The sequence below is a fragment of the Vibrio sp. T3Y01 genome (assembly GCF_013114525.1).
GTDB classification, from domain to species: Bacteria; Pseudomonadota; Gammaproteobacteria; order Enterobacterales; family Vibrionaceae; genus Vibrio; species Vibrio chagasii_B.
The window spans coordinates 52,686-72,958 of record NZ_VTXJ01000028.1 but is presented as its reverse complement, the minus strand read 5'-3'; the positions used below and the strand labels follow the sequence as shown (position 1 = coordinate 72,958).

Genomic DNA, 20,273 nt, shown 5'->3' with positions numbered 1-20,273 from the left:
CCTCTCGGCGCCAGAACCTAAATCTGGTGCGTCTACCAATTCCGCCACGACCGCAGCAAATCTTTATAGTCATACTGAATATTGGTGATTCAATAAGACGTTGTCTTTCTATTTCAAAAGAAATAGTGGTGGCTACTGCGGGATTTGAACCTGCGACCCCATCATTATGAGTGATGTGCTCTAACCAACTGAGCTAAGTAGCCATCTGAGAGCGAGACAATATAATATAATCTTGCTTTCAATGCCATTATCTTTTTAAAGATAATTACACTTTAAATTGTGGCTGGGCTACCTGGATTCGAACCAGGGAATGCCGGCATCAAAAGCCGGTGCCTTACCGCTTGGCGATAGCCCAACAATGATATCATTTAAGACATCTCAATATGGTGCGGACGGAGAGACTTGAACTCTCACACCTTGCGGCGCCAGAACCTAAATCTGGTGCGTCTACCAATTCCGCCACGTCCGCTTTATTTCCTAAAAACTCTTTATAGTTAAAAACAAGTGTTTAATAACGAATAGAGTGCTTAGGAAATGGTGGCTACTGCGGGATTTGAACCTGCGACCCCATCATTATGAGTGATGTGCTCTAACCAACTGAGCTAAGTAGCCATTTCCAAATTGTTGCTCATTTTGAAACGTTGCCGCTTCGCTGTGAACGGGGCGCATTATGCGTAGTTGAGTGAAACCCGTCAACTTTTTTTTTGAATAAATCACGAATAAACATCTGTTCGGTTTCTTTTTAGTCAAAGAGGCGTATTTGTCGGCAAAAATAGGTCAAAAGGGCGATATATATAGGAAGTTAACTTTCTGATGTCGAACTCTTGCTAAAGAGTAAAAACAAAAAGGCCAGTGAAATTCACTGGCCTTTTATCCGATATTTAATCAGCAATTATACGTTGAAGCGGAAGTGAACAACGTCACCATCTTTTACGATGTATTCTTTGCCTTCTAGACGCCATTTACCTGCGTCTTTTGCGCCGCTCTCACCGTTAAATTCGATGAAGTGATCAAAACCAACAACTTCAGCTCGGATGAAGCCTTTTTCGAAGTCTGTGTGGATCTTACCAGCCGCTTGTGGAGCTGTTGCGCCTACAGGAATTGTCCAAGCGCGAACTTCTTTAACACCCGCTGTGAAGTAAGTTTGAAGAGTAAGTAGTTCGTAACCAGAGCGGATCACTCGGTTTAGACCTGGTTCTTCGATACCCATGTCCGCTAGGAACTCTTCACGATCTTCGTCGTCAAGCTCAGAAAGCTCAGATTCGATAGCAGCACATACTGCAACAACAACGTTGTTCTCTTTTTCAGCGTATTCACGAACAGCATCTAGGTAAGGGTTGTTTTCAAAACCATCTTCAGCAACGTTTGCGATGTACATTGTTGGCTTAAGTGTTAGGAAGTTTAGGTAGCCGATTGCTGCCGCTTCTTCTTTCGCTAGTTCAACAGTACGCGCCATACCACCTTCAGTAAGAACTGGTAGTAGTTTTTCTAGTACAGTGATTTCGAATTTAGCGTCTTTGTCGCCGCCTTTTGCTTTCTTAGCGTTGCGTTGAATTGCACGCTCACAGCTGTCTAAGTCAGCCAGTGCAAGTTCAAGGTTGATCACTTCGATATCTTCGATTGGAGATACTTTGCCAGAAACGTGAACGATGTTTTCGTTTTCAAAGCAGCGTACAACGTGACCGATCGCGTCAGTTTCACGGATGTTCGCTAGGAATTTGTTACCAAGACCTTCACCTTTAGATGCACCAGCAACTAGGCCAGCGATATCAACGAATTCCATCGTTGTTGGAAGGATCTTTTGTGGATTAACAATTTTTGCTAATGCATCTAAGCGTAGATCTGGAACCGGAACGATACCTGTGTTTGGTTCGATCGTACAAAATGGAAAGTTTGCTGCTTCGATGCCTGCTTTAGTCAGTGCGTTAAACAGAGTTGACTTACCAACGTTTGGTAGACCAACGATGCCACATTTAAAACCCATGATATAAACCTTATTCTGCTTTGAACGTATGTAAGCGATTTTGTGCTTTTGGTAGGCCATCTTTTAATAAGATGTCTAGGCTGCGAACCGATTCGTCAACGACGGCCTCGATACACTCTTGCTCTTTTTGCGGAGCTTTGCCTAATACATAACCTGCAACTTTATCTTTGTGCCCAGGATGGCCGATGCCTAATCTCAGACGATAGAATTCTTTATTGTTACCCTGCTTGCTGATGATGTCTTTTAGACCGTTGTGTCCACCATGACCACCACCTTTTTTGAACTTTCCAATACCAGGAGGAAGGTCTAACTCATCATGAGCAACCATGATCTCTTCTGGTTTAATTTGGTAGAACTTTGCCAAAGCTGCAACTGCTTTGCCTGACAAGTTCATAAAAGTCGTTGGGATCAGCAAACGAAGATCTTCACCATGAACCATGATACGACCCGTTAGGCCAAAGAACTTTGGTTCGTTCTTCAGTGTTACGTTGTGTACACGTGCTAATTCTTCAACTACCCAAGCACCCGCATTGTGGCGAGTTTTGGCGTATTCTGGACCTGGATTAGCCAGTCCAACGAGAAGTTTTATTTGTTGGCTCAAGGTATGGATCTCTCTTGGGATTTCAAAAAGCGCCGTATGATATCACAGTTTATGAAAAAGGTGCGAGCTAGCTGATAGCACCATGATTATTCCGAGGTGTGATAAACAACGGTCACCAGATATAAAAAAAGCACTTCATTTAATGAAGTGCTTAATGTCTTTCTCTAACGAGTTTCTATAACAAAGCTAAATAGCCTTGATTAGTTGAACATCGCTGAGATTGATTCTTCGTTGCTGATACGACGAATCGCTTCAGCAAGCATGCGAGAAAGGCTAAGTGTTGTTACTTTACCTGTCGCAGCCATCTCTGGAGATAGAGAGATAGAATCCGTTACGATAACTTGGTCTAGAACAGAGTTCTTGATGTTGTTTGCAGCAGTACCAGAGAAAACAGCGTGAGTTGCGTAAGCGAATACACGCTTAGCACCGCGCTCTTTAAGCGCTTCAGCTGCTTTACATAGTGTGCCACCTGTATCGATCATGTCATCAACGATAACACAGTCGCGGCCTTCAACATCACCGATTAGGTTCATTACTTCAGAAACGTTAGCACGTGGACGACGCTTATCAACGATAGCGATATCAACGTCACCTAGCGCTTTAGCCGTTGCACGAGCACGTACAACACCACCAAGGTCGGGAGAAACCACAACTGGGTTTTCTAGGCCACGGTTAGCCATGTCTTCTAGAAGAACTGGAGTACCGAAGATGTTATCAACTGGTACATCGAAGAAGCCTTGGATTTGCTCTGCGTGTAGGTCGATAGTAAGAACGCGGTCTACGCCAACGTTAGAAAGGAAATCTGCAACAACTTTTGCAGTAATTGGCACACGTGCAGAACGTACACGACGATCTTGACGGGCATAACCGAAGTAAGGGATTACAGCAGTAATACGGCCAGCAGAAGCACGGCGCATTGCGTCAATCATTACCACCAATTCCATTAGGTTGTCATTGGTTGGTGCACAAGTTGATTGAATCAGGAATACATCGCTACCACGAACGTTTTCATTGATTTGAACAGCGACTTCGCCATCAGAAAAACGGTCTACAGTAGCATCGCCAAGAGAGATGTATAGACGATCAGCAATACGTTGGGCTAGTTCAGGTGTTGCGTTACCAGCAAATAGCTTCATATCAGGCACGGTGGAAACCTCGGGTTGCGTCCAGTTTTAAATAGATTGTGGGTGGGCTGAGTGGTATTCAGCCAACGTTTCTTTTAAAGGAGAAGTGTTTCGTCCTTTCGCTACAAATGCGGAAACGGCGTCAGGCAGTTTTTCTAGCACCAATTCGGCTTCTTTTTTGCTGCTAAATTCAGCAAAAACGCACGAACCTGTGCCAGTCAATCTCGACGGCGCGTATTGTAGCAGCCATGAAAGTTGCTTATCAACCTCTGGGTACAGCATTCGAACAATTTTTTCGCAATCGTTTACGTATTCTTGCTCTAGAAGCGTTGATAGCGCTCGCTTTGGCGTATTTCTGGTTAATTCTGGATGTGTGAATATGTCCACAGTTGCTATGCTTACTTGAGGCTTAACCACGAGATACCATTTTTCATCCGGATTAGCAGGTAGCAACTGCTCACCAACGCCTTCAGCAAAGGCGGCATGGCCTCGCACAAACACTGGTACATCAGCGCCAAGGTTCAGACCGATCTCTGCAAGTTGATCATCAGAAAGATTCAGTTGCCACAAGTAATTAAGCGCCACTAACACAGTTGCAGCATTTGATGAGCCTCCGCCAATACCACCACCCATTGGCAGTACTTTCTTTAGTTCAATATCGGCGCCGAAAGAGGTCGAGGTGTAATGTTGAAGTGCAGTAGCGGCTTTCCAAATTAGGTTGTCTTCAAGCGCTACGCCAGGTATTTCAGGCGTGATGGTTATCGAGCTCGTTTCTGAGTTTGCGGTAACCGTCAGTTCATCACCAAAGTCAACAAATTGAAAGAGTGTTTGAAGCTCGTGGTAACCATTATCACGTCGGCCAGTGATATAAAGAAATAGATTCAGCTTTGCTGGAGAAGGCCAGTGTGTTGGTGTTGTAATCATTTTTTCAGTGTCCACTTCGAAACTACGATATTGATTTTGTTTTGGTCTTGCTTGAAAGAGAGTCGAGTAGGGAGCGGAATCGTCTCCACATTTACTTTGTCTTCACCAGATTGCAGCGTACTCGGCATCTCTGTATTGCGATAGTTAGCAAAACTCAGAGTCCATAGTTGGTTGCTGACTTGCTTGGTTAGTGACTCAAGGGTGTTCGTTGTATTTAGCTGATAGCTATCCGCTTGGTCTGGAATGCCAAGGAACCATTGTGGCAGATGATCAACAGGGATCTTCAAGCCTGTAAGCTGCTCAACCAAAATAGAGGCGCTCGCGTGGGTAAATACTTGGTCATCATAAGTGACGACTTTGGCGCCAGATGGATCAATGGTCAGGTTTAATGCGGTTTGACCAAGGAAAGTGGTGAGTCTTAATTGGCTTTGATTTGGAGAGTGCTTCCAAACGAAATTGAGGCTTTGGCGCTGCTCGGGAGAGATGTAGGCAAGCTTACCTGAAGCTTGATAGTTTTCTATCTGTAATAGGCGGCTTTGGTGTGTTTGCCATTCAACACTCGTCGGTTGTTCCGGGATAGACGAGCAACCCACCATGATTATGGTAATAAAAATAAGAGACGCGATTTTACGAAGCTTGCCCATATTTGCTCACAACTTGTTCAAATTCATCTAAAAAACGCTTCAACTATAGCATTGAATTCACGAAGTCAGGAAAACAAATCCCGCTTGCTCTTTAAATAGAGCCATGCATCAAGTAAAATTCGCCCCTTGTTTCCATTCCCTGATCGAGAACTTCTGATACATGTCTTTGCTTGCCGTAGGTATCAATCACAATACAGCGTCGGTTGAATTGCGAGAAAAAGTCGCTTTTGGTCCAGATAAACTGTCTGAGGCACTCAAGCAACTTAACGCAAATGCACACGTAAATGGAAGTGTCATACTTTCTACCTGTAACCGAACTGAAGTGTATTGTGACGTTAAAAGCGGAGCAAAAAACAAGCTTATCGATTGGTTGTCGGTTTTCCACCAAGTTAGCCCTGAAGAGCTAAAGCCAAGTCTTTATATCCATGAAGAGCAGGCTGCCATTAAACATTTAATGCGCGTTGCTTGTGGTTTGGACTCTTTGGTTTTGGGTGAGCCGCAAATCTTAGGTCAGGTTAAGCAAGCTTATACAGACTCTCGTGGTAGTAAGTCTGTCGATGCTTCAATGGAAAAGCTGTTCCAGAAATCATTTTCTGTGGCGAAGCGCGTTCGAACTGAAACAGAAATCGGCGGAAGTGCGGTGTCTGTGGCTTACGCAGCTTGTACTTTAGCCAAGCATATTTTTGAGTCGATTGCTGATTCAACCGTGTTGTTGGTTGGTGCTGGTGAAACGATTGAACTTGTGGCTAAGCACCTTTCAGCAAATGGCTGTACTAAAATGATTGTGGCTAACCGAACTCGTGAGCGTGCTTTAGGGTTAGCCGAAGAGTTTGGTGCTGAAGTGATCAGCTTAAATGAAATTCCAGATCACCTGCACAGAGCAGATATCGTGATCAGTTCAACCGCAAGCCCGCTGCCAATTATTGGTAAGGGTATGGTAGAGACCGCTCTGAAAACAAGAAAGCATCAACCTATGTTATTGGTTGATATTGCAGTGCCTCGTGATGTGGAATCACAGGTTGGCGAACTGAACGATGCTTACTTGTATTCGGTTGATGATTTGCAGTCGATTGTTGATGGCAACATCGAGCAACGTAAAGTGGAAGCAATCCAAGCTGAAGCGATCGTCAGTGAAGAAAGTGCCGCGTTCATGAGTTGGATGCGCTCACTACAAGCGGTCGACAGTATTCGTGAGTACCGAAAGTCAGCGAATGAAATCCGCGAAGAATTATTGAGTAAAAGTTTACAATCACTTGCCGCTGGCGGTGACCCTGAGAAAGTTTTACTGGAGCTTAGCAATAAGCTCACAAACAAATTGATCCATGCTCCAACCCGCGCACTACAAAGTGCTGCTGAGCAAGGAGAACCTGCGAAATTAACGGTCATTAGACAGAGTTTGGGCCTAGAAGACCCTCAATAATATTAGACCTCCAACAAGATAAGACATTATGAAAGCCTCGATTCTAGTAAAGCTTGAAACACTTGTTGAACGCTACGAAGAAGTTCAACACCTGCTTGGCGATCCAGATGTGATCGGTGATCAAAACAAATTCCGTGCACTATCTAAAGAGTACTCTCAGTTAGAAGAAGTGACTAAGTGCTTCCAAGCTTACCAGCAAGCTCAAGACGATCTAGAAGCTGCCGAAGATATGGCGCAGGAAGACGACGAAGAGATGCGCGAAATGGCGCAGGAAGAAATTAAAGAAGCGAAAGAAGCGATTGAGCGTCTAACTGATGAGCTTCAGATTCTTCTTCTACCTAAAGATCCAAACGATGAGCGTAACTGTTTCCTAGAGATCCGTGCAGGTGCGGGTGGTGATGAAGCGGGTATCTTCGCGGGTAACCTTTTCCGTATGTATTCTAAGTTTGCAGAGAAGAAAGGCTGGCGCGTTGAAGTCATGAGCAGCAATGACTCAGAGCAAGGCGGCTACAAAGAGATGATCGCTAAAGTAAGCGGTGAAGGTGTTTACGGAGTAATGAAGTTTGAATCAGGCGGTCACCGTGTTCAACGTGTACCAGAGACTGAATCTCAAGGCCGTGTTCATACTTCTGCATGTACTGTTGCTGTTATGCCTGAAATCCCAGAAGCGGATCTTCCAGAAATAAAGGCTGCAGACCTGAAAATCGATACCTTCCGTGCTTCTGGCGCGGGTGGTCAGCACGTTAACACCACGGATTCAGCTATCCGTATTACTCACTTGCCAACAGGTACAGTAGTAGAGTGTCAGGACGAGCGTTCTCAACACAAAAACAAGGCGAAGGCGATGGCTGTTCTTGCTGCGCGTATTGTACAAGCTGAAGAAGAGCGCCGTGCGGCTGAAGTATCAGACACGCGTCGTAACCTGCTAGGCTCGGGTGACCGTAGTGACCGTATCCGTACTTACAACTACCCGCAAGGTCGTGTTTCTGATCACCGTATCAACCTAACACTTTACCGTCTGAACGAAGTGTTAGAAGGTGACATGCAAAGCCTGATTGATCCGGTTCTACAAGAGCACCAAGCAGACCAACTTGCTGCGCTAGCTGAGAACAACTAAACCTTATGCAATCTGCCTATACGGTTGAAAGTGCATTAAAAGCAGCAATCGTAGCGCTTCAAGAGGGTGACAACACGTCACCCTCAATTGATGCTGCGGTACTGCTTTGTCACGCCTTAGATAAACCAAGATCTTACCTACTTACTTGGCCTGAGAAGCATCTCACCTCAGAGCAAGAGTCTGAATTTCAAGCCCTTTTAAAACGTCGCTTAACCGGTGAGCCAGTGGCTTACATTGTTGGTGAGCGTGAGTTTTGGTCGCTGCCGCTAAAAGTTTCGCCATCTACTCTAATTCCTCGTCCGGATACCGAGCGTTTGGTCGAAGTCGCGTTGGATAAAACTTATGGCAAACAAGGCGCGATTCTCGATTTAGGGACAGGTACTGGTGCTATCGCATTGGCGTTGGCGTCTGAGATGCCAAATCGACCAGTGACGGGCATTGATCTTCGTCCTGAAGCTCAAGCGCTTGCAACAGAGAATGCGAAACGCTTAAACATCACCAATGCCACGTTCTTGCATGGCAGTTGGTTTGATCCGCTTAGCGGTCTGGCTTCTGATGGCGATGAGGTTAAGTTCTCTCTGATTGTCTCTAACCCACCTTACATAGAGAAAGATGATCCTCATCTATCTCAGGGCGATGTGCGTTTTGAGCCGATTACTGCGCTTGTTGCTGAAGAGAAAGGGCTTGCTGATATTCGCTACATTTCTGAAAACGCACGTGGCTTTTTAGAAAATGAGGGTTGGTTGGCATTTGAACACGGTTACGACCAAGGCTTGGCTGTACGTGAGATAATGCAAGCGCTAGGTTATCTCGATGTGGTCACAGAGAAAGATTACGGTGGCAATGACCGAGTAACATTAGGTCGTTATTGCTTATAGTTCGTTGTCGTTTGCTTCGGGGGCTCAGTATTTGCTAGTCACTCACGTAACCCAAGAAGGCGAACTTACGAAATTGATACCTTTAACGCGAAATTACATTTGACTCGGTAATGCATTTAACGCAGAAATACAGAGCACTAACGGGTACTGTGTCGCTCGTGTTAACGAAAGCACATATAAAAATATAAAGGAATACCATGTACGAAGGTTTAAAACATTTTCACCTACTAACGATTGCGATAAGCGTGTCACTTCTTTCAATTCGTTTCGTTCTTATGATGGCGAACTCACCAAAGCTTAAGCACCCTTTCTTGCAGCGTTTCCCTCATATCAACGACTCGTTGCTGTTGCTATCGGGTATTGGTTTGATTTTTATCACTGGCTTTATTCCATTTACTCCAGCTGCGCCATGGCTAACAGAAAAGCTAACTTGTGTGATGGCTTATATCGCACTCGGTTTCTTTGCGCTTAAGTTGGGTAAAAACAAGTTATTGAGAGTATTCTCGTTCTTCGGTGCGCTTGGCTGGTTAGCGATGGCTGGCAAAATTGCGATGACGAAGACACCAACATTTTTCGGTTAATGATCTCCTTATTTCGGTTAACTACCTATGTACGAATTTTTTGACGAAGACTTTGACCAGCTAGAATTAGCTGAAGGTGCATTGATCTTAAATAAAGCGATTAACCCAGAGACTCAAGATAGTTGGGCTGAGCAAGAATTGGCGAGATTGTTTAAAGAAGCTGAGTTTGCTTTGGTTCATGAAACCGACGAGCAACAGAAGTTTGAGTCCTTTATTCGACTATTCTTCTATGAATGGGGCTTTGCTGGCGATAAAGATGCCTACTTCTCTTCAGAGAATGCTTTCATCGATAAAGTGCTAGAGCGTAAGAAAGGTATTCCAGTCAGTCTTGGCGCTATCTTTCTTTTTCTAGGTCGCAAGCTAGGCTTTCCTGTAGAGGGTGTCTCTTTCCCGACTCAGTTTCTGCTTAAAGTGACTTGGTACGGCCAAGCAGCAGTGTATATCAACCCCTACAATGGTGAATACGTTGGTGAACAGACACTGCGAGCGTGGTTGATCGGTCATGATGGACCATTGGCTAAGCTTAAATCAGAGCATTTAGAAGTGGCTGATCATCCAACAATCATTGGTAAGTGGCTAGCGCTACTAAAGAGTGCACTACTGAGAGAAGAGCGCTATACGCTTGCATTGAAATGTACAGACCTTGCATTAACGTTTGTACCGGACGACCCGTATGAAATCCGCGACCGTGGCTTTATCTATCAGCAGTTGGATTGTCACCAAGTGGCGGCGACGGATTACCAATATTTTATCGACCAATGCCCAGATGACCCTGCATCTGAGTTACTGAAATCTCAAGTGAACGTCATGAATGAAAAGACCGTGGTTGTTCACTAATTAATAATTATTTAGAGAGAATATGATGGAACAGAAAACAGTTCATATTGGCGACATGCCAATTGCTAACGACAAGCCATTTACGCTATTTGCAGGCATGAACGTTCTTGAATCTCGCGATCTAGCAATGCAGATCTGTGAGCACTACGTGAAAGTAACTGAAAAGCTGGGTATTCCTTATGTATTTAAGGCCTCTTTCGATAAGGCAAACCGCAGCTCAGTTCACTCATACCGTGGCCCTGGTATGGAAGAAGGTCTAAAAATCTTCCAAGAATTGAAAGACACATTTGGCGTAAAGATCATCACTGATGTTCACACCGAAGCACAAGCTCAGCCAGTTGCTGATGTAGTTGATGTTATTCAACTTCCAGCATTCCTAGCTCGTCAAACTGACCTTGTTGAAGCGATGGCTAAGACTGGTGCAGTTATCAACGTGAAGAAGCCTCAGTTCATGAGCCCAAACCAAGTTGGTAACATCGTGGATAAATTCGCTGAATGTGGCAACGACAAGATTATCCTTTGTGAGCGTGGCTCTTGCATGGGCTATGACAACCTAGTTGTAGATATGCTTGGTTTTGGCGTAATGAAGAAGTCTTCAAACGGTAGCCCGATCATCTTTGACGTGACGCACTCTCTGCAAATGCGTGACCCTTCAGGTGCAGCATCTGGTGGTCGTCGTGAGCAAACGGTTGAACTTGCTAAAGCTGGCTTAGCGACCGGTATTGCTGGTCTATTCATTGAAGCTCACCCGAACCCAGACCAAGCACGTTGTGATGGTCCATCGGCACTGCCTCTGGATAAGCTAGAGCCGTTCTTGAAGCAGATGAAAGCACTTGATGACCTTATCAAAGGCTTTGACCACATCGATATTAAATAATCGAACTGTATAGAATTAAGAGCCGGCGCAAGTGCCGGCTTTTTTGTACCTGTAGCTAAGTGAATGGCTACTAGCTTGAGCTCCTTAAGTTTGGGTTGTGATGTTATAACGTAGCTATTAAGGCTCTGATAAATCGAATAAATTTAACGAATGTCACTCTATGGGGAAGCTGGATTGAGTAAATCACAAATAATCTAAAAAATGATGAAAACGTTTGCCTGTGATCACTTATTTGCTCAAATGTAACTTTGTCGCTTTGTTACACACTCGATAGGGGATTAAGGTGATCTATCCTACATAAATATGAAATCACTCTGTTAGGTTTACCGTCTTAATTTAAACTACTTCAAGTTTTACCATTCTCTAACCATGTTTATTAAGTAAGCATTGGCTCTATGGGAGTGGGAGAAGCAGTGGATTCCCCTAAAAAGTTCAAAGGTATGACAATGAAGCAACGCCTTATTCTAAAGACAGCACTAAGTGCTGCAATTCTAGCGACTTTAGCTGGTTGTGCGTCTCAATCTGCTCATGATTGGAACCAAGACGAAACTTACAAGCTAACGATTCTTCACACTAACGACAACCATGGTCGTTTCTGGCAGAACAAATACGGCGAGTACGGCATGTCTGCGCGTAAAACGCTGGTTGATCAACTTCGTGCAGAAGTTGAAGCAGAAGGCGGTAGCGTGTTGCTTCTATCTGGTGGTGACATCAACACGGGTGTACCAGAGTCAGATCTTCAGGATGCAGAACCTGATTTCAAAGGCATGAACAAGATTGGTTATGATGCAATGGCATTAGGTAACCATGAGTTTGATAACTCACTAGACGTACTACAAAAGCAAATTGATTGGGCTAACTTCCCAATGCTATCTGCAAACATCTACGATAAAGCGACTGGCGAACGTAAGTTCCAAGCTTATGAGATGTTTGAAAAGCAAGGTATTAAAATCGCGGTTATTGGTTTGACGACTGAAGATACCCAAAAGATTGGTAACCCAGAGTTTATCGCAGGTATCGATTTCCGTGACCCTAAAGAAGAAGCGAAGAAACTGATCGCTGAACTTAAAGAAACAGAAAAACCAGATCTTATCTTTGCTGTGACTCACATGGGTCACTACGAAAATGGTCAGCGTGGCGTTAACGCACCAGGTGATGTTGCACTAGCGCGTTACCTAGACGAAGGTGACCTAGACATGATCGTTGGTGGTCACTCTCAAGAGCCTGTATGTATGGAAGGCCCTAACGTTGCGAAGAAAAACTTCAAGCCGGGTGATGAGTGTAAACCTGACCTTCAAAACGGTACTTACATCGTTCAAGCTCACGAATGGGGTAAATATGTAGGCCGTGCTGATTACGAATTCCGTAATGGCGAGTTAGAGATGGTGAGCTATGACCTAATCCCAGTTAACCTGAAGAAAAAGGTTAAGATCGACGGTAAGAAGCAACGTGTACTTATCCAAGACGAGATCGCACAAGATCCTGAGCTACTTGAATTCCTACGTCCTTTCCAAGAGCAAGGCCAAGCACAGCTTGAAGTTAAGATTGCTGAAACAAATGGCAAGCTTGAAGGTGACCGTAACGTGGTTCGCTTCCAACAAACAAACCTTGGTCGTCTGATTGCAACTTCTCACATGGAGCGTGCAAAAGCAGACTTCGCTGTGATGAACTCTGGTGGTGTTCGTGATTCAATTGAAGCGGGTGAAGTAACATACAAAGATGTACTAACAGTACAACCTTTTGCAAACATCCTGACTTACACAGACATGACGGGTAAAGAAGTTCTAGATTACCTAAATGTAGTGGCAACTAAACCTATCGATTCAGGTGCTTACGCACAATTCGCTGGTATCTCAATGACGGTAGCGAACGGTGAAGTATCTAACGTATTCATCGGCGGCAAGCAACTTCGTTTAGACGAAACATACCGCTTCACAGTACCAAGCTTTAACGCTGCTGGTGGTGACGGCTACCCTAAACTGTCTGATCACCCTGGTTACGTAAATACAGGTTTTGTTGACGCTGAAGTATTGAAAGAGTACCTAGAAGCGAATAGCCCAGTTGACGTGAACAAGTACGCACCTTCAGGTCAAATTGTTTACAAGTAATTTAATGCGAACAATTGAATCATTAAGCGCTAAATTCGATTGACTCTAGCGCCATGATAAATTTAACTAAAGCGACGCTCCGGCGTCGCTTTTTGTTTATCTATCGTTTGGATTTGTTATGACCCCTGCAATCAATCTTGCCAAGAAAAAGAAAATCGCTCATACGGTGCATCAGTATCACCACGATGCTAACAATACCAACTATGGATTAGAAGCCGTTGAGGCGCTTGGTCAGGATCCTAAACGTGTATTCAAAACGCTGTTATTCTGCCTAAATGGTGTGGCTAAAGACTTGGCTGTTGCGGTGATTCCTGTCGACCAGAAACTAAATTTGAAACTTGCGGCTAAAGCGGCAAAAGGTAAAAAAGCAGAGATGGCCAACCCAGATATTGCTCAGAAAACGACAGGTTATGTAGTAGGGGGGATCAGTCCGCTTGGTCAGAAGAAAGCGCTGCCGACTTTTGTTCATTCCAGTGCGACGGATTTTGAAACGATCTGCGTAAGTGCAGGCAAGCGAGGGTTGGAAATTGAACTTGCCCCTAAAGATTTAGCTCAACTAACTCGAGCTCAGTTTACTGATTTGTGCTTGCAAGCTGATGGCTAGTCGTCACAAGGCATGATGTATGAAATAACAAATAAAAACGCCCACTTAGTCATGGGCGTTTTTGTATACGGAATCACTCTACTTTTTCAGACCTAGAGTACCACCAACACGTTTTGCTGCTGGCTTATTTGGTCGGTTTGACTCTTGGTGGCGATTAGTCGACTTGCCACCTCGGTGGTCGGCATTACCACGGCCAGCGCGATTGCGATCTGAACTCTTGTTGTCTGAGTTAGAGCGCTCTGATCGAGAATTCGATTTCCAATTCTCTGTATTGCCCTTGCTTTGGCCTTTGTTTTCGCCATTCGATGAATTACGACCACGCTTTGAATTAGGTGCATGACGGAATTCATCCGCGTTATTACCGCGGTAAGTACGAGTGCGATTCTCTTTTTGATTACGGCGAGCGGTCGAAGCTTGGTTCTCTTCACGGCTATCAAACAGCTTAGCATCTGTCGCCTTGCGGATACGCTGACCCTTCGCATTAATTTTAGATGCGTCTTCTGTACTTACAGAACCTTCACACATAGCTAGAATTTCTGCGATCTCTTCTTCGCTCAAGTAACGCCACTTGCCATTAGGGATACCGTCCAAAGAGATGTTCATGATACGAACACGACGCAGTTTGAAAACTTCATAGCCAAGTGCTTCACACATACGACGAATCTGGCGGTTCAGACCTTGCGTTAATGTGATTCGGAATGAGAACTTAGTCTCTTTCTCAACCTTACATGGCAAAGTCACCGTATCTAGGATAGGCACACCCGCTGCCATTTTCTGTAAGAACTCACCAGTGATTGGCTTATCGACACGAACCACATACTCTTTTTCGTGGTTGTTACCAGCACGAAGAATCTTATTTACGATGTCACCGTCGTTTGTTAGGAAGATCAAACCATCAGATGGTTTATCCAAACGGCCAATCGGGAAGATGCGCTTATGGTGACCGATGAAATCGACGATGTTCCCAGGAATATCACGTTCAGTGGTGCAGGTAATGCCTGTCGGCTTATTCAAAGCGATGTAGATTGGCTTCTCTTTTGAGCGAACTGGTTTGTTGTCGATCTCAACATCATCACCTGGCATTACTTTGGTGCCCATTTCTGGGATCTTGCCGTTAATAGTAACTCGACCTGCATCAATCAGTTTGTCGGCTTCGCGGCGTGAGCAAAAACCAGTTTCACTGATGTATTTGTTAAGGCGTTTAGCTTGGGATTCTTGTGACATGATATTCTCTTAGCGTTTCACAACGGAAATATAGGAAAACAAAAAAGCAACTACAGAGCAGTTGCTTTACGTTTGAATTCGTTAACTGACGACAATTTTAGCACTTGCTTTGAGTCTAGGCACTAAATATCGATCTTGGGGTGAAACCCCTATCCAGAATTTCAATGATCAGCTAGTGCGCTTTTGATGACGCTCTCTGTTTTCTAGTTTCTTCTCATTGCTCTTTCTAAGCATGACATAAACAGCACCGGTACCACCGTGAAATTGCTGTGCTGAGTGTACACATTGCACATCGTTGATCTGAGTAAGCCAGTTGGTAACGTAGCTTTTCATCATCGCTGGTGGATTTGAACGTTCTCCTTTTCCGTGAACGATAATGACAGTGCGAACATCCATTCTTAAGCATTGGCGCAAAAATGACAGCACTTCGTTGCGAGCATCTTTCAGCGTCTTTCTATGGAGATCGAGTTTGGCCTGAATGGGGTACTTACCAAGGCGCAGTTTTTTGTATACGCCTTCCTGAACACCATCTTTCTTGTAAGCAATAACGTCGTCTGGCTTAACCATCGGAGAGTAATCGAGTGATAGGTAATCTTTCTCATCATCAGAGAGCCACATAGCGGCTTCACGCTTAGCAAGGTGAGACTCTGTAACGCGATGTACTTTCTGGTGTTCTGCGGTGTCATGGTCGATACGTTTAACATCGCCCATCATTTGTTGGAATAGATCTAAATCGTCATCATGAGACATAGTTTGCATCTCAAGTTGGTAAGGATGGAGTAAGTATACCTAAGTTGGGGTAGGGTTTAAAAATGAAAAAACCGGAGGAGACAAGAGAAGTCAGCTCCGGTGCAAAGCGTTTTCAAGTTTACCTATAGCAACGAGGCTTGAGGTAAATGATTTAGGCTGAGCGACTCTAGTGAGGAGATTTGTCAGTCATAACTTTGTAGATGAAGAAGCCTCCATAAAACATCATGAGACCCAGAGCCCCGAAGATTACTATCATTGAAGATAGTCCCACCGCATTACCAAATAGGAGATCTAGCCAAAAGTCCATGTGTATACCTCAAAGTTATATGACATGGCTTAGTGTATTAAGTAGCATTATCAATTCACTGATCTGGATCAATCCTGTTGCATAAGTTAAATACTTGTTGGTAACTGTGTGTTTTTCGTCACATTGAGCTTGTTGCTGTATGTCTTTTGTTCGAACGATTCAAAATCGCAATAAATATGATAAAAAGCCCTTGCGGATAAACTCAGAATCCGTATTATACGCTCCATCGACAGGCAATGAGCCAGTCAGATATCTCGGTGAATAGCGCAGCTTGGTAGCGCATCTGGTTTGGGACCAGAGGGTCGGGGGTTCGAATCCCTCTTCACCGACCACTTATAGAAAGCCTGCTCAATGAGCAGGCTTTCGTCGTTTAGGAGCGTAGAAAATAGGATTAGAACCTAAGTGGGGTTCGTCTGATACTCAAAATAAGCTCTTCACCGACCATATTAAAGAAAGCCGTAGCAGAGATGCTACGGCTTTTTTGCATTTGGGTTTTATGGTTTGATTTGGTTTAGAACCCAAGCGGGGTTCGCCTGATGTTCAAAACAAGCTCTTCACCTACAACATTAAGAAAGCCTGCTCAATGAGCAGGCTTTCGTCGTTTCGGAGTGTAGGAAAGAGGATGAGAGCCTAAGCGGGGTTCGCCTGATGCTCAAAACAAGCTCTTCACTGACCACATTAGAAAAAGCTGTAGCACTCTTTGTAACAGAAGGAGCTACGGCTTTTTTGCATTCGAACTGCTTTGGCTGTTTATGGTTGAGAGCATTAGAGATAGGGCTATTGAACGAACTCATTAGTAGCGACGTTATTCTTCACCCAAATCAAAGCTTGTAAGCGATTCTTCACCTTGATTTTTTTAAATGTATTGTGAAGGTGTGCCTTAACGGTATTCTCACTGACATAAAGCGTATCCGCAATTTGCGTGTTTGACGCGCCATCACCAAGTAGTTTGATGATCTGCTGTTCGCGTTTAGTGAGCTTAAGGTAATAAGGGCTGGTTTTCGCGCACTGCCTATCTCTGTAGAAGCTAATGTATTGGTAAATGAGTTTTCTGCTCATCCACATTTCACCCTGCAAGATACAGTTAAATCCTGTCACTAGCTTATCAAGCGTGTCAGATGCATAAAAAATACCAACGAGATACTGCCATTTGAGCATTTCAGAGTGAGGGAAGTCATTGGGCGTATTGAGTAATACTTCATGAACATCACTCTCGATGTCATCTCTAAGCTCTTGATATTTTTCGGTGTACTGTTTACTCATTGTAGGGTAATCAATAATTACCAAATCTAAGTTTGGAGCTTGTAATGACTTAGTCGATAGCCTTTCTGGTGACACTAGTTTTATGTTTAAATTTATCTTTTGTTCTATAGATTCTTTGAGCAGCGTTGATTGCAAATTATTCTCTGCTATTAAAATGGCTCGATGAACTCCCGGGCTAGCCATGTGTAAACTCCTTTTACTGATCACCGCGTACTTATTAGACTTTAAAGTTTATAGCACGTACTAGTATTCCGCTAATTTGAATATCAAATATTTGAATAATTTTGAGCCTAATTAATAGAACACGTGAAGGTATATTTTATTCTTAACTGGAAGTGTATGTTTTTTCTCAGTTTGTTTTCACTCTTTTGTGATTTCACAGGATTTGGAAATTTCCCATGTTTCGCTGTTGATATGATTCTCTAATTTTACAGGGAATTGATCTAAGCCTAATATTAAAGTTGTCTTACCGCTATTAACTTTCTGATTATACACTGAGTTGGTATGTGTTTTTAACGTTAATGAGAACGGAGAGTCGTTCTCAATTTTCAATATGATATCTTGTTTTTTTATTGAACATTCAATCGTGTCCAACGTGTTAGCGTAGGTATTTAAATGTGTTAGGTAAAATAAAGCGGCGATAAACGCCGCTTTGTCATATATAAAATATGTCATATTAATTTTGGTAGATAAGACCAACGTTTCCGTTTGCACCGTTACCTAATACTGCGGCATTGTCGTGAGACGTTTGTTCAACCATGATTTGGTTCATGTCACTGTTCGTCAAGTCAATGGTTGCGTTTGAATATGAACCAGTTTGTAACGTAAATAGACGGTTATCGTTACTGTTCATTAGGTCGATGTCTACATCGTTTCTATCACCACCACCCACATCGGTATTAACGATAGTTTCTACGTAGTTTCCATCACCCCAGATATCGATAGCCACATCGTTTCTCTCAACGCCACCGTTACTAAACTCTGTGTAAGTAGTATTTGAGTCACCGTTGATGTATACGTCAGCTTCGTTTCGTACTGAGCTACCTTTCGCTTTCACTACGGAAATGTTGTAGTCACCATCTTGAGTAACTCGTAGATCGTTATTTTTACCTGACCCTTTCACTTTCACTCTAGCTTGGTTGCTCAAGCCATCTTGATCGATAAGCGCGTTGTTTCTTTTATAACGTAGTTTTACGTGTGCCTCATTGAGGTTACCGTCTTGAAGAACGACTACGTCTGAGCGCTTACTGTTGTGAGTATCGACAAGTGCGATATGACCGTCAGTGATACCTGAAGTGTTTTGCTCAATCAACACGTTAGCATGGTCACCATCACCCATTTGCCAAATTGCGGTGTTATCCATCGCTAGAGGCTCAATAGCTGATGCTTTATTTGAGATTCTCAGATCAGTAACACCCTCTTTCACGCCCACTCCTGGGACTGGTGCAGAAGTTGGCAGTGGATCTGCGTGAGCTGCATTAAAACCAATAATGGCACCGACTAAAATTCCAATTTTTGTAAGTTTCATAAGTTGTATCCTTATACATTTCCATGTCGACTATGTGTCACCTCAAATGAAGCGACTTTGAATCAAGCTATCCATACTGCGCGCTAATTTGCTTGATTGATGAAGATTCTCATTGAGCTCGATGCATTGACGATCGCAAAGTCGTGCCCGTCTTGAGAAATCCCTAAATTATCTCCTCCTGAGCCAGCCATAAACGCCACATTGTGATTACCTTTTTGGTCAATGCTTAATTGGCTACCTTGTCCAGAGAAGTTCGCTTGTCCTATGACCGCTAAATTGTGGTTTCCATCTTGGGAAATTAACGCTTCGCTATTCCCACCAATCTGCCCAATTGCGGCGGTATTATCAGATCCGTCTTGATTTATATATGCGACATTATTCCGTCCCACTTGGTTAATACTCGCAGAATTAGAGTGACCACTTTGTTTTATCTTCGCTCTATTATTTGCTTTTATTCCGGGGCTGTATTGAATAATGGCAGAACTTGAATCCGAACTGTTTGTTATATCTATTTCTGAGTAGTTATCTAAATCTCCAGAAGAGATATTATATAAATCGCTGTAGTCATTAATAATGTCCTGGTCGACATTATGTAAAAAGTCCCCTTCAACACCAGAGGCTGCAGCAATATTTGTACTACCTATTGATAAATATAAAAAAGTTAAGCTGGCAAGTGATGCTGTCCTACTTATCATTATTTTTACCTTAAAGTGTCTGATGCTCGTGTGTTCAACTAAATAATATATTCCTTGTTGAACGCCGTGTAACTCACTAGCATGTCGAAATAGTAGGTTCACAGGTGAATATCATCTATAAACTTAAAGGTAAAAATATTTAATTGCATATGACGAGTTTAATTAGTAATTGGCTTTTTTATCCCTCCATTAGTTAATTAAATCATCTTGTAAATTAATCCAAAAGTTTATATATGCTACTGGGGGCATGAATTAGTCTTTAATTGTGTTTCGATGAATCACATTCTCATTTTGTAAATGGACTTTGAATGGGGGCCCTTATGAAAATCAAGCTGCTTACAATTGCTCTATTGTCTTGTGTTGTTAACGCAGGCGAAAAGAGCCATGGTCTTGAAAATGGCGCTCCTTTGGAAAATGGAACAAAACTTGAGGATTCGACAAATAACCTGAAGGAACAGTTTAACGACTTTAGTGAAGTGAACGGAATCATAGTGGATAGAACAATCACACGCTTAGGTGATGATTTCTATTTCTTCTTCTCGCAATCACTTAATGAGAGTTATCCCGACCTAAAGGAAAATTTGACGGTAAAAGAGAGGCCAACAGCTTTATCAGGAAGCATCATAGAGGTTCAACACTCTAGAAAACCGATCTTCCGTACAGCGTTGTCCCCCGGTCGTAGACAAGCAAAAGAACGAGCCGCTGATGCAACACGAGTTGTAGGGAATTACATCATTAGATGGCAAGCGGAAAGGCTCTTTCAGGATACTTACGACCTAGACCATGATGAATTTTAAGGAGCCAAGG

Annotated in this window: 20 protein-coding genes and 5 tRNA genes; 10 read left to right on the top strand and 15 right to left on the bottom strand. The window is 43.5% G+C overall.

From position 1 onward, the window contains the following. Nucleotides 1-126: 126 nt before the first annotated feature. The 9 genes from F0232_RS22515 to lolB form a co-directional block, all read right to left on the bottom strand. Nucleotides 127-203: transfer RNA gene (locus tag F0232_RS22515), tRNA-Met, on the bottom strand. Between the two features lie 77 nt (nt 204-280). Continuing rightward, nucleotides 281-355 (bottom strand) — tRNA-Gln (locus F0232_RS22510). A gap of 29 nt (nt 356-384) precedes the next feature. Beyond that, a tRNA-Leu gene (locus F0232_RS22505) sits at nt 385-469 on the bottom strand. 66 nt (nt 470-535) lie between these two features. Further along, nucleotides 536-612: transfer RNA gene (locus F0232_RS22500), tRNA-Met, on the bottom strand. Nucleotides 613-892: 280 nt separating this feature from the next. Next, nucleotides 893-1,984 carry a redox-regulated ATPase YchF gene (gene ychF, locus F0232_RS22495; RefSeq protein ID WP_061034150.1) on the bottom strand — a complete coding sequence of 364 codons (1,092 nt, stop codon included), beginning with the start codon at nt 1,982-1,984 and terminating at the stop codon, nt 893-895. Nucleotides 1,985-1,994: 10 nt separating this feature from the next. Beyond that, complete coding sequence (gene pth / locus F0232_RS22490) at nt 1,995-2,585, bottom strand: aminoacyl-tRNA hydrolase (protein WP_004739815.1); 591 nt, start codon at nt 2,583-2,585, stop codon at nt 1,995-1,997. Between the two features lie 200 nt (nt 2,586-2,785). Further along, nucleotides 2,786-3,730 carry a ribose-phosphate pyrophosphokinase gene (locus tag F0232_RS22485; protein WP_004739814.1) on the bottom strand — a complete coding sequence of 315 codons (945 nt, stop codon included), beginning with the start codon at nt 3,728-3,730 and terminating at the stop codon, nt 2,786-2,788. Nucleotides 3,731-3,757: 27 nt separating this feature from the next. Next, the gene (ispE, locus tag F0232_RS22480) at nt 3,758-4,633 is read right to left on the bottom strand and encodes a 4-(cytidine 5'-diphospho)-2-C-methyl-D-erythritol kinase (protein ID WP_061034149.1); all 876 of its coding nucleotides are present in this window, start codon (nt 4,631-4,633) and stop codon (nt 3,758-3,760) included. After that, nucleotides 4,630-5,277, bottom strand: a complete 648-nt coding sequence (lolB, locus tag F0232_RS22475; RefSeq protein ID WP_061034148.1) for a lipoprotein insertase outer membrane protein LolB — start codon at nt 5,275-5,277, stop codon at nt 4,630-4,632. Before lolB ends, ispE begins: the two co-directional genes overlap by 4 nt. 160 nt (nt 5,278-5,437) lie before the next feature. Here lolB and hemA point away from each other — a divergent pair, with 160 nt between their 5' ends. The 8 genes from hemA (at nt 5,438) to ybaK (ending at nt 13,699) form a co-directional block, all read left to right on the top strand. Next, nucleotides 5,438-6,697, top strand: a complete 1,260-nt coding sequence (gene hemA, locus F0232_RS22470; RefSeq protein ID WP_008224514.1) for a glutamyl-tRNA reductase — start codon at nt 5,438-5,440, stop codon at nt 6,695-6,697. Between the two features lie 28 nt (nt 6,698-6,725). After that, complete coding sequence (gene prfA / locus F0232_RS22465) at nt 6,726-7,814, top strand: peptide chain release factor 1 (protein WP_004739807.1); 1,089 nt, start codon at nt 6,726-6,728, stop codon at nt 7,812-7,814. A 5-nt stretch (nt 7,815-7,819) separates the two neighbouring features. Continuing rightward, nucleotides 7,820-8,692, top strand: coding sequence for a peptide chain release factor N(5)-glutamine methyltransferase (gene prmC, locus F0232_RS22460; RefSeq protein ID WP_105059138.1), 873 nt, complete (start codon nt 7,820-7,822; stop codon nt 8,690-8,692). A 197-nt stretch (nt 8,693-8,889) separates the two neighbouring features. Then, the gene (locus F0232_RS22455) at nt 8,890-9,273 is read left to right on the top strand and encodes a SirB2 family protein (RefSeq protein WP_004739804.1); all 384 of its coding nucleotides are present in this window, start codon (nt 8,890-8,892) and stop codon (nt 9,271-9,273) included. A gap of 27 nt (nt 9,274-9,300) precedes the next feature. After that, entirely contained in the window at nt 9,301-10,110 is an 810-nt protein-coding gene (locus F0232_RS22450) for a SirB1 family protein (RefSeq protein WP_061034146.1), read from the top strand. Nucleotides 10,111-10,135: 25 nt separating this feature from the next. Further along, nucleotides 10,136-10,987, top strand: coding sequence for a 3-deoxy-8-phosphooctulonate synthase (kdsA, locus tag F0232_RS22445; RefSeq protein ID WP_061034145.1), 852 nt, complete (start codon nt 10,136-10,138; stop codon nt 10,985-10,987). Between the two features lie 446 nt (nt 10,988-11,433). After that, entirely contained in the window at nt 11,434-13,095 is a 1,662-nt protein-coding gene (ushA, locus tag F0232_RS22440; protein WP_105059139.1) for a bifunctional UDP-sugar hydrolase/5'-nucleotidase UshA, read from the top strand. Between the two features lie 118 nt (nt 13,096-13,213). Continuing rightward, nucleotides 13,214-13,699, top strand: coding sequence for a Cys-tRNA(Pro) deacylase (ybaK, locus tag F0232_RS22435; protein WP_061034143.1), 486 nt, complete (start codon nt 13,214-13,216; stop codon nt 13,697-13,699). 78 nt (nt 13,700-13,777) lie between these two features. Here the strand turns inward: ybaK and rluF are convergent, their stop codons facing one another. The 3 genes from rluF to F0232_RS22420 form a co-directional block, all read right to left on the bottom strand. Further along, a complete protein-coding gene (rluF, locus tag F0232_RS22430) occupies nt 13,778-14,923 on the bottom strand; it encodes a 23S rRNA pseudouridine(2604) synthase RluF (RefSeq protein WP_105059140.1) in 1,146 nt (381 codons plus the stop codon). A gap of 168 nt (nt 14,924-15,091) precedes the next feature. After that, entirely contained in the window at nt 15,092-15,673 is a 582-nt protein-coding gene (gene smrA / locus F0232_RS22425) for a DNA endonuclease SmrA (RefSeq protein WP_008224527.1), read from the bottom strand. 166 nt (nt 15,674-15,839) lie between these two features. Further along, complete coding sequence (locus F0232_RS22420; protein ID WP_004739790.1) at nt 15,840-15,980, bottom strand: DUF3149 domain-containing protein; 141 nt, start codon at nt 15,978-15,980, stop codon at nt 15,840-15,842. A 255-nt stretch (nt 15,981-16,235) separates the two neighbouring features. Here F0232_RS22420 and F0232_RS22415 point away from each other — a divergent pair. Next, a tRNA-Pro gene (locus tag F0232_RS22415) sits at nt 16,236-16,312 on the top strand. A gap of 445 nt (nt 16,313-16,757) precedes the next feature. Here the strand turns inward: F0232_RS22415 and F0232_RS22410 are convergent. The 3 genes from F0232_RS22410 to F0232_RS22400 all read right to left on the bottom strand — a co-directional run bounded on the left by F0232_RS22410 (nt 16,758) and on the right by F0232_RS22400 (nt 19,466). After that, nucleotides 16,758-17,426: a LuxR C-terminal-related transcriptional regulator gene (locus F0232_RS22410; protein WP_061034141.1), complete on the bottom strand. Its 669-nt coding sequence runs from the start codon at nt 17,424-17,426 to the stop codon at nt 16,758-16,760. A 493-nt stretch (nt 17,427-17,919) separates the two neighbouring features. Then, nucleotides 17,920-18,771, bottom strand: a complete 852-nt coding sequence (locus F0232_RS22405; protein ID WP_061034139.1) for a curlin — start codon at nt 18,769-18,771, stop codon at nt 17,920-17,922. Nucleotides 18,772-18,854: 83 nt separating this feature from the next. Then, on the bottom strand, nt 18,855-19,466 hold the full coding sequence (locus tag F0232_RS22400; RefSeq protein WP_061034138.1) for a curlin subunit CsgB: 612 nt from the start codon (nt 19,464-19,466) through the stop codon (nt 18,855-18,857). Between the two features lie 320 nt (nt 19,467-19,786). Here F0232_RS22400 and F0232_RS22395 point away from each other — a divergent pair, with 320 nt between their 5' ends. Beyond that, entirely contained in the window at nt 19,787-20,263 is a 477-nt protein-coding gene (locus F0232_RS22395) for a curli production assembly/transport protein CsgE (protein WP_162884285.1), read from the top strand. The last annotated feature ends 10 nt before the right edge of the window (nt 20,264-20,273 follow it).

Excerpts from the sequence above, each read along its gene's own strand:
- ychF (WP_061034150.1), bottom strand. The coding sequence starts at position 1,984 with ATGGGTTTTAAATGTGGCATCGTTGGTCTACCAAACGTTGGTAAGTCA.
- ispE (WP_061034149.1), bottom strand. The coding sequence starts at position 4,633 with ATGATTACAACACCAACACACTGGCCTTCTCCAGCAAAGCTGAATCTA.
- lolB (WP_061034148.1), bottom strand. The coding sequence starts at position 5,277 with ATGGGCAAGCTTCGTAAAATCGCGTCTCTTATTTTTATTACCATAATC.
- hemA (WP_008224514.1), top strand. The coding sequence starts at position 5,438 with ATGTCTTTGCTTGCCGTAGGTATCAATCACAATACAGCGTCGGTTGAA.
- prfA (WP_004739807.1), top strand. The coding sequence starts at position 6,726 with ATGAAAGCCTCGATTCTAGTAAAGCTTGAAACACTTGTTGAACGCTAC.
- prmC (WP_105059138.1), top strand. The coding sequence starts at position 7,820 with ATGCAATCTGCCTATACGGTTGAAAGTGCATTAAAAGCAGCAATCGTA.
- F0232_RS22455 (WP_004739804.1), top strand. The coding sequence starts at position 8,890 with ATGTACGAAGGTTTAAAACATTTTCACCTACTAACGATTGCGATAAGC.
- F0232_RS22450 (WP_061034146.1), top strand. The coding sequence starts at position 9,301 with ATGTACGAATTTTTTGACGAAGACTTTGACCAGCTAGAATTAGCTGAA.
- kdsA (WP_061034145.1), top strand. The coding sequence starts at position 10,136 with ATGGAACAGAAAACAGTTCATATTGGCGACATGCCAATTGCTAACGAC.
- ushA (WP_105059139.1), top strand. The coding sequence starts at position 11,434 with ATGAAGCAACGCCTTATTCTAAAGACAGCACTAAGTGCTGCAATTCTA.
- ybaK (WP_061034143.1), top strand. The coding sequence starts at position 13,214 with ATGACCCCTGCAATCAATCTTGCCAAGAAAAAGAAAATCGCTCATACG.
- rluF (WP_105059140.1), bottom strand. The coding sequence starts at position 14,923 with ATGTCACAAGAATCCCAAGCTAAACGCCTTAACAAATACATCAGTGAA.
- smrA (WP_008224527.1), bottom strand. The coding sequence starts at position 15,673 with ATGTCTCATGATGACGATTTAGATCTATTCCAACAAATGATGGGCGAT.
- F0232_RS22420 (WP_004739790.1), bottom strand. The coding sequence starts at position 15,980 with ATGGACTTTTGGCTAGATCTCCTATTTGGTAATGCGGTGGGACTATCT.
- F0232_RS22410 (WP_061034141.1), bottom strand. The coding sequence starts at position 17,426 with ATGGCTAGCCCGGGAGTTCATCGAGCCATTTTAATAGCAGAGAATAAT.
- F0232_RS22405 (WP_061034139.1), bottom strand. The coding sequence starts at position 18,771 with ATGAAACTTACAAAAATTGGAATTTTAGTCGGTGCCATTATTGGTTTT.
- F0232_RS22400 (WP_061034138.1), bottom strand. The coding sequence starts at position 19,466 with ATGATAAGTAGGACAGCATCACTTGCCAGCTTAACTTTTTTATATTTA.
- F0232_RS22395 (WP_162884285.1), top strand. The coding sequence starts at position 19,787 with ATGAAAATCAAGCTGCTTACAATTGCTCTATTGTCTTGTGTTGTTAAC.